At 71.5% G+C, this 13,541-nt stretch carries 11 protein-coding genes; 7 read left to right on the top strand and 4 right to left on the bottom strand.

All coding sequences use genetic code 11. The features are described from left to right. Positions 1–20: 20 nt before the first annotated feature. Entirely contained in the window at positions 21–1,184 is a 1,164-nt protein-coding gene (locus ACFC8N_RS41870) for a substrate-binding domain-containing protein (protein WP_356031152.1), read from the top strand. Between the two features lie 15 nt (positions 1,185–1,199). Here the strand turns inward: ACFC8N_RS41870 and ACFC8N_RS41865 are convergent, their stop codons facing one another. Both ACFC8N_RS41865 and ACFC8N_RS41860 read right to left on the bottom strand, forming a co-directional pair. Next, entirely contained in the window at positions 1,200–2,156 is a 957-nt protein-coding gene (locus ACFC8N_RS41865; protein ID WP_356031153.1) for a hypothetical protein, read from the bottom strand. A gap of 58 nt (positions 2,157–2,214) precedes the next feature. Then, complete coding sequence (locus ACFC8N_RS41860; protein ID WP_376294794.1) at positions 2,215–3,573, bottom strand: lanthionine synthetase LanC family protein; 1,359 nt, start codon at positions 3,571–3,573, stop codon at positions 2,215–2,217. Between the two features lie 150 nt (positions 3,574–3,723). Here ACFC8N_RS41860 and ACFC8N_RS41855 point away from each other — a divergent pair, with 150 nt between their 5' ends. Together ACFC8N_RS41855 and ACFC8N_RS41850 are read left to right on the top strand one after the other, a co-directional pair. Next, positions 3,724–4,377, top strand: coding sequence for a TetR/AcrR family transcriptional regulator (locus tag ACFC8N_RS41855; RefSeq protein WP_362822327.1), 654 nt, complete (start codon positions 3,724–3,726; stop codon positions 4,375–4,377). Positions 4,378–4,488: 111 nt separating this feature from the next. After that, positions 4,489–5,325, top strand: coding sequence for a maleylpyruvate isomerase family mycothiol-dependent enzyme (locus ACFC8N_RS41850; RefSeq protein WP_356031158.1), 837 nt, complete (start codon positions 4,489–4,491; stop codon positions 5,323–5,325). Positions 5,326–5,493: 168 nt separating this feature from the next. Here the strand turns inward: ACFC8N_RS41850 and ACFC8N_RS41845 are convergent, their stop codons facing one another. Continuing rightward, positions 5,494–6,063, bottom strand: coding sequence for a TetR family transcriptional regulator (locus tag ACFC8N_RS41845; protein WP_356031160.1), 570 nt, complete (start codon positions 6,061–6,063; stop codon positions 5,494–5,496). 142 nt (positions 6,064–6,205) lie between these two features. On the opposite strand from ACFC8N_RS41845, the gene ACFC8N_RS41840 reads away from it, so the two are divergent. Further along, a complete protein-coding gene (locus tag ACFC8N_RS41840) occupies positions 6,206–7,528 on the top strand; it encodes a carboxypeptidase regulatory-like domain-containing protein (protein ID WP_376294791.1) in 1,323 nt (440 codons plus the stop codon). Between the two features lie 225 nt (positions 7,529–7,753). Here the strand turns inward: ACFC8N_RS41840 and ACFC8N_RS41835 are convergent, their stop codons facing one another. Further along, a complete protein-coding gene (locus tag ACFC8N_RS41835; RefSeq protein WP_376294788.1) occupies positions 7,754–8,962 on the bottom strand; it encodes a cytochrome P450 in 1,209 nt (402 codons plus the stop codon). A 419-nt stretch (positions 8,963–9,381) separates the two neighbouring features. Between ACFC8N_RS41835 and ACFC8N_RS41830 the strand changes: the two genes are divergently transcribed. From ACFC8N_RS41830 to ACFC8N_RS41820, 3 genes are all read left to right on the top strand, one after another. Further along, entirely contained in the window at positions 9,382–11,298 is a 1,917-nt protein-coding gene (locus ACFC8N_RS41830) for a S9 family peptidase (RefSeq protein ID WP_376294786.1), read from the top strand. 172 nt (positions 11,299–11,470) lie between these two features. Beyond that, entirely contained in the window at positions 11,471–11,674 is a 204-nt protein-coding gene (locus ACFC8N_RS41825) for a cold-shock protein (RefSeq protein ID WP_071365560.1), read from the top strand. Positions 11,675–11,761: 87 nt separating this feature from the next. Then, a complete protein-coding gene (locus ACFC8N_RS41820) occupies positions 11,762–13,492 on the top strand; it encodes a DEAD/DEAH box helicase (protein WP_376294783.1) in 1,731 nt (576 codons plus the stop codon). Positions 13,493–13,541: the final 49 nt, after the last annotated feature.

The following is a 13,541-nucleotide window of genomic DNA, read 5'->3' as shown; positions in this document are numbered from 1 at the left end:
TCCCTCCGCGAGGAGCTCTTGTGCACAGCAACCGCAAGGCCCTGCCCCGCGCCGTCACGGCCCGGTCCGTCGCCGTCGCCCTGCTGGCCGCCTTCGCCGGCCTCGCCGGCTGCCAGCGCGGCTCGTCGAACGGCCCCGCCGTCTCCACCACGGGCCCGAGCGGCTGCCCCGCGGTCCAGGCCAGGGCCCAGGCCGCCGTCGCCCGAGCGGAGAAGACCGGCACCGCCCGGAACGGACCGGCCGGCGGCCCCGCGGCGGTCTCCGGCAGGACGATCGTCTACGTCGCGCAGACCATGACGAACCCAGGAGTCGCGGGCGTCGCGGACGGCGTGCGGGATGCCGTGCGCGTCATCGGCTGGAACGTCCGGGTCATCGACGGGGGCGGCAGCCCCGCCGGCATCCAGGCGGCCATGAGCGAGGCCGTGACGCTGAGGCCCTCGGGCATCGTCATCGGCGGCTTCGATCCCGGCTCGACCTCGCAGCAGGTCGCTCAGGCCAACGCGGCCGGCATCCCGCTCATCGGCTGGCACGCGCTCGCCTCCCCCGGCCCCAGCCGGCGGCCCGAGCTCTTCACCAACGTCACCACCCGGGTCGAGGACGTCGCCGGCATCAGCGCGCAGTGGATCATCGCGCACTCCGACGGCCGAGCCGGGGTCGTGCTCATCACCGATGCCTCCATCCCGTTCGCGAAGAAGAAGTCCGACCTGATCAGGAAGGAGCTCGCCACCTGTTCCGGCGTGCGGCTGCTGGCCTACGAGAACATCCCGATCCCGGACGCGAGCAGCCGCACGCCGCGCGAGGTCTCCACCCTCCTCTCCCGCTACCAGGACAGGTGGACACACTCCGTCGCCATCAACGACCTGTACTTCGCCGACGCCGCCCCCGCCTTCCGCGCGGCCGGCAGGCAGGGCTCCGGCCCGCCGTTCAACATCGGTGCGGGCGACGGCGACCCGTCCGCCTTCCAGCGCATCAACAGCGGCCAGTACCAGGCCGCCACCGTTCCCGAGCCGCTGTCGCAGCAGGGCTGGCAGATCGTCGACGAGTTCAACCGCGCCTTCGCCCACCGCCCTGCCAGCGGCTACGTCGCCCCCGTCCACGTCGCGACGGCCGCCGACAGCGCCGGAGCCACGACCTGGGACCCGCCGGGCTACCGGGAGACGTACCGGAGGATCTGGGGCAGATGAGGCCCACACGTCGGATCACCCGTCGCGGGGCACTCTGCGCTGTGCCTCCTCGAACTGGGTCAGCGGGTCTCCGCCGGCCTGCCAGGGCCAAGAGGTGACGATGCCGCCGAGCGCTTCGAAGGCCGCGCGGGCTTCGTGGCGCCGGTCGGCGGCCATCAGCGTGTAGGCAAGGACATTGAGGTCGGCACGGGCCCGCGCGTGACGGAGGAATCCCGGCTGCACCCACGTGTGGGCCACGCGGTCGAGGGCCTGGGCGGCCGTCGCCTGGGACCAGTGGTTGCGCGCCACCAGCGCCTCGAAGCCGCCCCGGTCGAGGACGGAGTGGTACTGGAAGACCTGGGCGGTGAGTTCCGTACCCGCGCAGGGAGCGTTCGCGGGCATGCGTGCGCCCAGGGCGTCCACGAACTCCATGACCTGCATGCGCGACCCCGCTTGCTCCGGGGTGAGATAGCGCAGCATGGTGAGGTAGGCCTCGCGGTTCCAACGGTCGCGCGCGAGCACCTCGTTCCACACGCCGAACACCCGCTGCTGCTCCCAGCGTTCCAGGCATGCCGCCGTCAGGAGGACCACCCACGGGGTGGGGTCCTGAGGGGTGAGCTCGGCGGCCCGAAGACAGCTGTCGACCACGCCGGCCGCGTCGTCCAGCCTCCCCTGCGAGCGGGCGTGGACCACCTCGCTCCATGCGTACAGCACGAGTGCGTTCGCGTTGCGCGGCTCGCGCGTGGCCCAGGACCGCGGCAGCCGCGATCCCGCCAGGAACTCGGCCAGGACGCCCATGCGGTGCGCCCGGCGGTCCCAGTCGTCCGGGGCCTGCTCCAGCAGACGGGACATCTGCGCCACGCACATGTCGGTCATCGCGATCGCGCTCGTCCTCGCGGTCGCCAGCAGGTTCTTCATCAGCCTGCCCAGGTCCTCGTCGTCGAGTTCCGGAGCAAGGCGGGATCGTCTGCGACGACTTGAAAGAAAAGCCATGCACGGAGGCTAGAGGGCGCCACGCCTCACACAAGGCCTGGGCCGAGATCGTTATGGATTACTTGTCTCGAATGGGACTGGTCGCTCCTGCGCCCGCACGTGTAGTGCGCAGGTGTGCCGGCACGGCCCACCACTGGTCCGGGCGGTCGACGACCGGGGCGTCGGGGCCGGTCTCGCCGTACCGGGCGAGGCGCAGAAGGTAGGCCGCGATGCCTGCCGCGCCCTGCATCCACGTCGTGCCGGGCGGCAGCAGCGGCGGGTCCTCGCGGTGTTCCAGAAAGCGCCAACGGGCGCCCGCGTCATCCCTGATGACCCGGCCGACCAACGCGTCGCCCATCCTGTGCGCGGCCCGCAGCAGGGTCTGCCTCCTCTCCGGCGCCCGGCAGCCCTGGGCCGCGTCCAGCAGGACGTCTCCGACGCCCGCCGTTCCGCAGCAGCGGCCGTCGTTGTCCCAGAAGCCGGGACGGAGGCGTTCCGGCAGGCCCGAGGTGAGGATCGAGGTCATACAGCGGTGCCGCAGTTCGTCGACGTCATGGCCCGCCACCTCCGTGACCCCTGCGTGCGCCAGCGCGGTGAACAGGTGCGAGGTGCCCGCCGGGCCGTGACACCACGTGTACGTCACCGGTTCCACCTCCCGGCGCGACGGCGGGATCGTGTGCGGGACGACGAAGCCCGCGTCCTTCAACGACCCCACCGAGAGGACGTGCCGGGCGCCCGCCACCGCTGCCTCGACGAAGTCCTCGCGGCCCAGGGCGGCGCCCGCGACCGCCAGAGCGGCCGCGACCCCGGCGGTTCCGTGCGAGTAGTTCGGCGCCCTCGACGCCGCCCCCGGCGTCATGCCCCAGTCGAGGCCCGCCTCCGTGCGGTCCGCCGCCCGCAGCAGGGCCTCGCCTCCCGTCGTCGCGATCTCGTCCGTGAACTCGCTCTTCGCCCAGACCGCCGTCATCACCACGCCCGCGGTGCCCATGACGACGTCGGTGAGGGGCGCGTCGGAGCCCGGCTCGAAGTCGAGCGTGGTCTTCCATCCGTCGCCGGTCGCCAGGGCGGCCAGCCGCCGCAGTGCCACCGCTTCCTCGCCCGGGGCGAGCAGTCTGAGCGCCGTCGCGTCGCCCGCGAGGCCGTCGTACAGAGAGGGTTCCGTTCGCTGCCCGGCCTGGGCCGACAGCCTGGTCACGATGCCGGTCGCCAGTGCCGTTTCCCGCGCACTCAGCTCCCGGTACTGCGCGATCTCGGCCAGCACCGGGGCCAGGCCGGCGATCCCCGCGTACAGCGAGTCGCGGTCCTGGGCAGGTGACGTGGCCTCAGGACCGCCCTCCACCACCGCCTGCACCAGCCACGGGCCCTCGTCCTCGCGCACGTGGTCCAGCACCCACGACCACGCGGCCTCGCCCACATCCCGATATGCGCCGCTTCTCACCAGGCCACGCTACAACCGCCGGATGCACCGGCCCGTCCGGTGCGGTGTGGCCGGTCCGGCGGTCGCGGAGGGCCGGCCAGGACGTTCCGTGATAACTTCTAACGGAACCTTCAATGTGTAGCCGATGGTGCGGGAACGGGGTGGCAGGGCATGGGCGACACCGGTGCGCAGACGCCCCGGGAGCGCTATCGCGCCCAAGTGCAGGCGGAGATCAAGGAACGCGCCTGGGAGCAGATCGCCACGGCGGGCGTGCCCGCGCTCTCCCTCAACGCGGTCGCCAAGCAGATGGGCATGAGCGGGCCCGCGCTCTACCGCTATTTCGCCGGCCGCGACGAGCTGATCACCGAACTCGTCCGGGACGCGTACCGCAGCCTCGCCGAAACCTTCCGCGCGGCCTCCGACACCGGCGCCGACCTGGCCGGGCTGGCGCACGCCCTGCGCGACTGGGCCCTGGCCGACCCGCAGCGGTACTTCCTCATCTACGGCACCCCCGTACCCGGCTACCACGCCCCCGAGGACACGACGGGCCTCGCCGACCAGATCATGACGACCCTGCTCGACGCATGCACGGCGCTCGCCGAGGACCGGCCCGCGACACCGTTCAGCACCCACCTGGAGGGCAACCGGCACTGGGCCGAGGGCCACCCCGCCCCGCCCACGGCCCTCCACCGGGCCCTCACCTTCTGGACCCGGCTGCACGGCGTGCTGTCCCTGGAACTCGCCGGCCACTTCACCGGAATGGGCTTCGACCCGGCACTCCTCTTCGCGGCCGAACTGGACGACCTGCTGTCACCCCGGACCTGACGCCGTATCCGCGGGCGCACGGGGGCTTGCCGCGCGCCCCCGAGTCTGGTTGGGTTCCAGCGCCACAGGCACGTGGGGCGTGCCGGGCAAGTGGGGAGCGGAGCAGGCAACGTGCACACGACGGGACAGCCGGACGGCTCGTGGCCCATACCCGAGGGGCTCGCACGGGCGATCCGGGACACCGCCGAGGAGATCGCCACGCTGGTGCGGAGCGCGGGCGACACAGGGCGTGCCGTGCCGGGGTCGCGGTGGACCGTCGGCGAGGCGGCCGCCCACCTGGCCATGGCCAACGAGCTGATGGCCGACCTCGCAGCCGGCCGGGAGCGCCCCTACGGCGACGGAACGCCCGAGAGCCTCGCCAGGGCCAACGCGGAGTCCCTCGCCGTCTTCACGGAGCGCCGGGCGGAGCCTCTCGCGACGATGATCACGGAGCAGGCCGAGGCGTTCCTGGACGCGCTGTCGCACCACGAGGCCGACGGCCCGGCGCCGGCCACGCCCATGGGGCTGATGGACCGGTCCGTCCTCGCGTCGTACCTGCTCACGCACATGCTCGGCCACGGCTACGACCTGGCTCGCGCCCTGCAGCGTCCGCACATGGTCGACCGGACACGGGTGGGCCTGTGCATGCCGTTCATGCTCTCGGCCATGCCTCGTGTCACGAACCCCGCGGTCACGGCCGGGCTCACGACCCGTTACCGGATCCTGCTGCGCGGCGGCGCGGCATTCGGCGTCTCTCTGGCCGACGGCGCCGTGCAGGTGACGCCCGTGACACCAGGGGCACCACTCCGGCGCCCGCACTGCACCATCCTGCTCGATCCCGTCGCCTTCCTGCTCATCGCGCTGGGCCGGCTGAATCCCTGGCGCGCCATCGCCCGGGGACAGGTCCTCACTTGGGGCTCCCGGCCATGGCTGGCCACCCGCTTCCCGACGCTGTTCACCGCGCCCTGAACCACGTCCCGGGCGGCCGTGCACGGCACACCGGACCCGCCGGGCCGGAGCAGCCGACGACACCCTGAAACGAGCGGCCCGGCGGCCCACGTCCGCCGCAGCCCGACCCGGACCGGGGATCGAGGAGATCCCCCAGTCCCGACGCGGTCGGGCCGACCGCAGCACGCCTCAGCCGTCCGACGTCACCGCGTCCCTGATGAGGCGGCGGGCGGCCGCGTCCGTACGGGCGGCGTCATGGGTCACCAGGCGGTCCTGGCACAGCCCCCGCAGGCCGGAGACGAGCAGGGTCGCCCCCGCCCGCGCCTGCTGCGGCGAATGACCCAGCCGCGCATACGCGTCGGCGATGGGGCCGACCATCACCTCGACGCTGTCGGCGGCGAGGCTGCCGTACTGCTCCGGATCGGTGGCGGCCAGGCTGAGCAGCTGCAGCAGCATACGGATCGACCGGGACTGCTCTCCGACGGTCATCGCTTCCCACAGGCCCTGGGCAGCCGTGCGCAGGCCGGCGGCGTCCTGGACGTCGTCGAACATCGCGCGGGCGTCGGGACGGCAGGCCGCCAACGCCTGGGCCAGCAGGTTCTCGCGGCTGCCGAAGTAGTACAGAAGCATGCGCTTGGTGGTGCCGATCGACTCGGCGAGCGGACTCAGCGACATCTGCGCGAGGCCGTGGTGCTGCAGGTAGTGCACCACCTGCTTCAGCAGTTCGGTGCGCTTTTCGGCGTTGACGGGTCGGGCCACGACTTTGACCGTACCGACCGGTACATGTATTGTCCAGCAGGAATAGATGTTCCGATCGGTACATTAATCGGGTGGTTCTGTGAGACACCGGATCGAGCGTCAGCGGGGCATGCCCTCGGCCAGGACACTGGCGGAAGCCCTGATGATCCCGACACTGCTCTTCCTCGGCCTGCTGTTCTGCTTCCCCACGGCCTTCCACGAGCCTCGGCCGCACCACGCGAAGGTGGTGATCGCGGACCCCGCGCTGGAACGCAAGGTCGACGCCTCGCTGCAACAGCGGCACCCTGGTTGGTTCGACGTCACCGCCGCGGCGGACGCCCGCGAGGCCCGCCGGGCGGTGCTGGACCGTACGGCCGTGGCCGGCTACGCGGCCCAGGGGAGAAACGCCGTGCTGTACGTGGCCGAGGCCAACGGCACGGCACTTGAGCAGGCGCTCGCCAAGGGGTTCACGACGGTCGCGGCGCGCCATCACCAGAAGCTCACGATCACGGACGTGGCGCCCACCGTGAGCAAGGACGAAAACGGCACGACCCCGGTGTACTTCGCAGTCGCCTGGAACGTCCCCGGCTACATACTCGCCACGACCCTGCTGAGAGCGGTGACGTTCAACCGCCGCAAGAAGATGCTCGCGATCGTGGCGGCCTCTGCCCTCTTCAGCGTGGTGGGCTTCTTCGTCGGCGCAGGGCTGGGCTACTTCCCCTACGAGCCCTCGGCCCTGGGCATCGCCTTCCTGCTCAGCACGGCGGTGGCCACGTTCTCCCTCGGCATGGCGCCTTTCACCAAGCAGTTCTTCCCTCTCGCGGGCCTGGGTCTGTACATCGTGCTGAGCGTCCCCTCCAGTGGCGTCGCCCCCGTCCAGCTCCTGCCGGCGTTCTTCCAGGGCCTGCACGCCGTCATGCCCCTGGGCAACGCGGTCGACGCCCTGCGGGGGGTCCTGTACTTCAACGACGTGGGAGTGCTCAGGCCGGTCCTCGTACTGTGCGCGTGGATCGCGGCAGGCATGACCCTGTTGGGCCTCGACGCATGGCGGCACCACCGCGCGGCCGTACGACCGCCCGGGGAAAGCGGGCGGGAGGACGTTCCGGAGCCGCCGGTGGAGGACCCGTCCGTGGAGGCACCCTCACCCACGGCGCTTCCGGTCCACCCGCACCATTTCGGCGAGCAGTTGCCGATGCTCGAAGGCACCGTGCGCGACGACGGGCAACAGCCCCTCCGCCACGCCGTGGTGACCATCATGGACGCCGGCGGCCGACAGTTGGTGCGGACCTCGACGAACGTGCGGGGCCAGTACGCCGTGACCGGCCTGCCCGAGGGGTACATCAGCGTCGTGGCCTCATACCCCGGGCGGAATCCGGTCGTTCACCAGAAGCTGTTGCAGTCCGGTACGGCCGTCCGGAGCGACTTCACCATGCACGACCGTCGCAGCGGGTCGCCGGCCCACCCGGCTCACACCGGCCGAGCGTGATCGTCCGGGCGGTGAAGGCAGAGTGATCGGGATGTCGTCCACGCCGCAGTCGCTGGGCGGCGCCGTGGACGTGGAACGACTGATCGAAGCCCATGGTCGGGCTCGGTTGCCACGGACGCCTTGGTCCCGGTGTGCCTCCCGCGCCCGAAGCGGGCTCGGCGGTGAGAGCCATCCCTCCGTTGGACGGCGCGGCGCAGCGCTCCTCGGAGCGTTTCGCACGGTCGGTCACCAGGCGACGGGCAGTTCGGCGAGGCAGTGGAAGACGGGGTTCTCGCGAAAACGGAGCCGGGACGCCTCGCAGGCCAGGCGGAGGGTCGGCAGCCTGGTGAAGAGGGAGTCGAGAGCGAGTGTCACCTCGAGCCGGCCCAGCGACGCGCCGAGGCAGAAGTGGGCGCCATGGCCCCACAGCAGATGGCCCGAGGCATCGCGGTGGATGTCGAGGCGTTCGGGGTCGGGGAAGACGGTGGCGTCGTGGTTGGCGGCGACAAGGCTGATCATCACCGACTCGCCCTCCCTGACCAGCGTCTCGCCGATCCGGACGTCCTCGGTGGCCTGACGCACGACGCCGTCCTGGATGATCGACCAGAAACGCATCGACTCCTCCACGAACTTCGGCAACAGAGCCCCGCTTTCGGCCAGGACCTCGGCGCGCAGTGCGTCATCGGTCAGCAGGCTCAGGGTGCTGACCGCGATCTGCGTGGCGGTCGACTCGTGGCCGGCGATGAGCAGCAGCTTGAGGATGGCCAGGAGATCGGCACGGTCGAGTTCGCCGGTGGCCACGTGGTCACGGACGAGACGACTGACCAGGTCGTCACCGGGATCCTGCTCCTTGGCGCGCGCGTTCTCGTCGAGGAAGCCGATGATGCGGTGGTGCGCCGCGAGGGAGAGCGCCGGGTCGTCGTCCGTGAGCAGGATCTGGGTCTGCTCCAGGAAGAACGCGGTGTGCTCGTCCGGAATCCCCATCAGCCGGGCGATGACCAGGGCCGACACCTTGGCGGCGAAGTCCCTTACCAGGTCCGCGGGTTGCGGCCCGGCTGCCAGCGCGTCGGCCGCCCGGTCGGTCAGCTCCTGGATGCGGGGGCGCAGCGCGCGTACCCGGCGCACGGTGAACTCGGGGGCGACCATCCTGCGCAGCCGACCGTGCTCCGGATCGTCCATGCGCAGGAATCCGCTCGGCCGGTCGTCGGCGGGCACGGGGATGCGCAACGGAAAGCCGGGCCGGGTCTCGTCGGCGCTCAGCCGGGGGTCCTTGAGCGCGGCCTTCACCTCCTCGTAGCGGGTGATCAACCAGACCAGCTGTTCCGTCCCGGCGCCGGCCGGCAGACGGACCCGCGTCGGCGGGCCGTCACGGACCACGCCGAGGGCAGGCGGCGGCGACATCGGACACGTACGGGCCAGCGGCCAGTCGAGCGCACTGGTGTACACAGCGGGCATGATCCATCCCTTCATCTCGTACGCATACCCGCCCCATCCGGCATCCCCGGCGGCGGGCGCCCCAACCGGACCACACCAGCACCCCCCACTGACACCGCAGTGACCAACGGCTGACACCCGGCACCGGTCCGCCTGGATCGCCTGCCCGACGCCGACGAGCGCGCATCACCGACGACGGTCTCTCCGGCGAGGTTGAGCCCGGACGCCACAGCGTGTCATCGCATCCGGCGTCGGCGAGGACGAGCGGGAACGCGGTTCCCCAGGAGCCGGCTCCGTGGGCGGCGCCCTGCCGCAGATCGAGTACGGCGGGCAGGATGATCGCCGTGTTCTACGAACCTGATGAAGCTGCCACGTTCCATGAGCTGTTGGCGGCGCGTTCTCGTCTGACCGGGTTGGTTCTGGCACCCGATGGAACACGCTTGATCGCCTCCGTGCAGTCGGTCGACGAGTCGGGCACCGGGCACGTGACGAGGCTCTGGGAGGTCGATCCCTCGGGCAAGGACGAGAGCCGCCTCGTGGCTCGGTCCGTAGAGGGTGACTTCGCTCCGGCGTTCGCCGCTGACGGGACGCTGTTGTTCCTCTCCGGCCGGGCTCGCACGGACCCCGCCGGTGATGAGCCCGCCAGTCAGGATGTGTCGCTGTGGGCGATGCCCGAGAACGGCGAGGCGAGACGGATTGCCCGACACCCGGGGGGAATAGCCGCGTTCACCTGCGCGGCACATGCCGACGCGATCGCTCTCACCGCCGATCTGCTGCCTGGCACGGCGGACACCGGGACATACGCCGCGGCTCGGCGTGCGCGCGAGCGTGCCATGGTCGACGCGGCCCTCTACGAGGAGACCGCGACCGGCGCCTGGAGTGCCGCCCTCGGACCTGACGAACCGCACACGTTCGTCCTGCGCTCCGACGGGCCTGCGGTGATCGCCGGGAGCCAGGGCCTGGCGGGCACCGCCGACACCGCGATGTCTCCGGACGGGTCGCTGGTGGCCTACACACGGGCCGCGACCGGCCGCGACCCCGACACCAACACCGTGGTCGTCGCCGACGCGGCGACCGGCATGCGGCGCCGGACCTTTTCACGCCCCGGCCATCAGTACTACCGCCTGGCGTTCACGCCCGACGGTTCGACTCTGGTCTGCCAGCGTCAGCGGGAAGAGACCTACGACACCGAATGGCGCGTCACGCTCGTCGCGTTCGACCTGGAGTCCGGCGAAGAGACCGACCTGCTGCCGGAGTTCGACAACTGGCCATGGCCGGGACGTGCGGTCCTCTCGCCGGTCCCCGGGGACCCGACGATGTGGTTCACCGGAGACGAGCGGGGGCACTGCCCGGTCTTCCGCCGCGACGCGGACGGCACGATCACCCGCCTGACCTCCTCCGGCGCCTACGCCTCGCTCTGCGTGACATCCGATGGAGCCACTCTCTACGGGCTGCGCAGCGCGATCGACAGCCCGCCCCGCGTGGTCCGCCTGGATGCCGCCACGCCCGATCAGCGACCCGTCTTCCTCAACGCCGCCGACGAGCTCCGCTCGCTTCCCGGCACCCTGACCGAGGTACACGCCCAGGGGGACGACGGCTTCCCGCTGCGCGCCTGGCTCGTCCTGCCCGAAGACGCCTCGGCCGAGCGACCGGCCCCCTTGGTCGTCATCCCGCACGGAGGGCCGCAGGCGTCCTGGAGTGCCTGGACGTCGTCGTGGAACCCCTGGCCGTTCGCTGCCCGCGGCTACGCGGTACTCCTGCCGGACCCGGCCCTGTCCACCGGCTACGGGCAGCGGATGCAAGAACGCGGCCGGGGCCAGTACGGCGGTCGGCCCTACCGTGACGTCATCGCGCTGGCAGACGCGGCACTGGCACGCGCCGACCTCGACGCGGCCCGGACCGCCTTCGCCGGCTGGTCCTACGGCGGCTACCTGGCCAACCGGGCCGCGACCGGCACCGACCGCTTCAAGGCGATCGTCTCGGCCGCCGCGATGTGGAACCTGGAGGCGCTGCAGACGGGCACGGACATGCACGCCTACTTCCGCAAGATCTTCGGCGACCCGCGGACTCGGCGCGAGCGGTACGACGCCGATTCGACCCACCTCGACGCGGCGAGGATGAAGACGCCGATGCTGATCGTCCACGGAGGCCGGGATCACCGCGTGTCGATGGGCCAGGCGCTGAGCCTGCACAGCGATCTGGTGCGGCTCGGTGTGCCGGTCAGGTTCCTGCACTTCCCGACCGAGGGCCACACCGTCGAAGCGCCGAACCACATCCGGATCATGTACGAGACGGTGCTGAACTTCCTCGACCACCATGTTCTCGGGCAGGAGTGGCGGCGCCCGGCGCTGCTCTGACTGATCCCCCGGAACGGAGGACTGCTGATGCCGGGCTGTGCTAGGGTTCCGGAGTTGCAGTTGTGGTACCCATGAACCTATGTGCGCCTGACAGGAATGTTTCTCCTTCAGGCGCATTATTTGTTTTTCCGGCGTCTCCGGATGGGGCCTCTGCCTACAGAAGGAGAAGATCATGGCTCAGGGAACCGTGAAGTGGTTCAACGCCGAAAAGGGTTTCGGCTTCATCCAGCAGGACGGCGGCGGCCCCGACGTCTTCGCGCACTACTCGAACATCGCGACCCAGGGCTTCCGTGAGCTCCAGGAGGGCCAGCGGGTCTCCTTCGACGTCACGCAGGGCCAGAAGGGCCCGCAGGCGGAGAACATCATCCCCGCCTGATCGCCGGACGCGTATCCGCTCACCGGGGTCCATACCGTCATGGTGCGGACCCCGGTTTGTGCTGTTCCCAGGAAGGCAGACCACCGCATGTCCCGCAGGCCCCAGAAGCCGAACCGGCGCGCCTCGTCACCCTCACCGGCCGTGTCCGCGCCGAGGGAATTCCGGCTGCCGGAAAGCACCACACCCGCTCTTCCCGCCGTCGAGGACTTCGCCGCTCTGGACATGCCCGCAGGGCTGCTGAAGACCCTCACCGCGCAGGGCGTGACCGTCCCGTTCCCCATCCAGGCCGCCACACTGCCGAACTCGCTCGCCGGTCGTGACCTGCTGGGACGGGGACGCACCGGCTCCGGCAAGACCCTCGCGTTCGGGCTGGCGCTCCTGGCCCGCACGGCGGGACTGCGGGCGGAGTCCAAGGCTCCCCTCGCCCTCGTGCTGGTGCCCACCCGTGAACTCGCCCAGCAGGTGACGGACGCGCTCACCCCCTACGCCACGGCGGTGAACCTGCGACTGGCCACCGTGGTCGGCGGGCTGTCCATCACCAAGCAGGCCGGCACGCTCCGGCGCGGCGCCGAGGTCCTCGTGGCGACCCCCGGCAGACTCAACGACCTCGTGGAACGCGGCGACTGCGTTCTCGACCAGGTGCGCATCACGGTGCTGGACGAAGCCGACCAGATGACCGACATGGGCTTCCTGCCGCAGATCACCAGGCTGATGCAGCGCGTACGGCCCGACGGACAGCGCCTGCTCTTCTCGGCCACGCTCGACCGCAACATCGACCGTCTGGTGCGGCAGTTCCTGACCGACCCGGTGGTCCAGTCCGTGGACCCCTCCGCGGGAGCGGTGACCACCATGGAGCACCACGTGCTCCACGTCCAGGACGAGACCGACAAGAAGGCCGTCACCACGCGCATCGCGGCCCGTGACGGCCGGGTCATCCTCTTCCTCGACACCAAGAGGTCCGCCGACCGGCTCGCCAAGCGGCTCCTGGCCGTCGGCGTCCGCGCGGCCGCACTGCACGGGGGCCGCTCCCAGCCGCAGCGCAACCGCACCCTGGAACAGTTCAAGAACGGCCAGGTCACCGCCCTGGTGGCGACCAACGTCGCGGCCCGGGGCATACATGTCGACGACCTCGACCTCGTCGTGAACGTCGATCCCCCCACCGACCACAAGGACTACCTCCACCGCGGGGGTCGCACGGCCCGCGCCGGCGGCTCCGGCAGTGTGGTCACGCTGGTCCTGCCCACGCAGAAGCACGACGTCACCCGGCTCATGTCGGACGCGGGCATCCGCCCCCGGACGGCCCGCATCACCTCCAGCGACGCGGCACTGGCCACGATCACCGGCGCCCGCGAGCCCTCCGGCGTGGCCGTCACCATCGAGGTCCCCCAGCAGGCGACACCGCCGGCGTCCGGCCCGGACCAGAAGACCGGCACCGGCACCAAGCCCGGCAGGCGATCCGGCCGCCGACGCCGTAACGGCGGCGGGGCCAAGCCCACGACGGGTGCTGCCAACAGCACGGCGAGCCAGGGCTCCGAGCGTCAGGCCGCGGCCGGGACGAAGGCCTCCGAGGGCACCTCCGCAACCGCCCGGCGCGGTTCGGCCCGCCGGGCGGGCTCCGATGGGGCCGCGGGCGGTGGCGCCGGCGGCCGCGGTTCCGCCCGCCAGGCAGCCACCGATGGGGCAACCGGCACCGCCTCCGGCAAGGCTGTGCGCGGATCCGGCCGGCGGACGGCGCCCGGCGCAGCCACGGGTGGCGCCGCCGGAGCCAGAAGCCGTAGCTCCGACCGCCGAGGCGGCCGTCGTCCCTCCGCCACCTGAGCCTGATCGGGTGCTGTCGGGCGAGCCCATCCGGCCGCGGTGAGCCCGG

Origin of the sequence: Streptomyces sp. NPDC055966, assembly GCF_042269865.1 — a bacterium.
In the GTDB taxonomy this organism is placed as follows: domain Bacteria; phylum Actinomycetota; class Actinomycetes; order Streptomycetales; family Streptomycetaceae; genus Streptomyces.
Note: the sequence above shows the minus strand (reverse complement) of the source record. Positions and strands in the feature narration are given on the sequence as shown.

Excerpts from the sequence above, each read along its gene's own strand:
- ACFC8N_RS41865 (WP_356031153.1), bottom strand. The coding sequence starts at position 2,156 with ATGGCTTTTCTTTCAAGTCGTCGCAGACGATCCCGCCTTGCTCCGGAA.
- ACFC8N_RS41855 (WP_362822327.1), top strand. The coding sequence starts at position 3,724 with ATGGGCGACACCGGTGCGCAGACGCCCCGGGAGCGCTATCGCGCCCAA.
- ACFC8N_RS41840 (WP_376294791.1), top strand. The coding sequence starts at position 6,206 with ATGATCCCGACACTGCTCTTCCTCGGCCTGCTGTTCTGCTTCCCCACG.
- ACFC8N_RS41835 (WP_376294788.1), bottom strand. The coding sequence starts at position 8,962 with ATGCCCGCTGTGTACACCAGTGCGCTCGACTGGCCGCTGGCCCGTACG.
- ACFC8N_RS41825 (WP_071365560.1), top strand. The coding sequence starts at position 11,471 with ATGGCTCAGGGAACCGTGAAGTGGTTCAACGCCGAAAAGGGTTTCGGC.
- ACFC8N_RS41820 (WP_376294783.1), top strand. The coding sequence starts at position 11,762 with ATGTCCCGCAGGCCCCAGAAGCCGAACCGGCGCGCCTCGTCACCCTCA.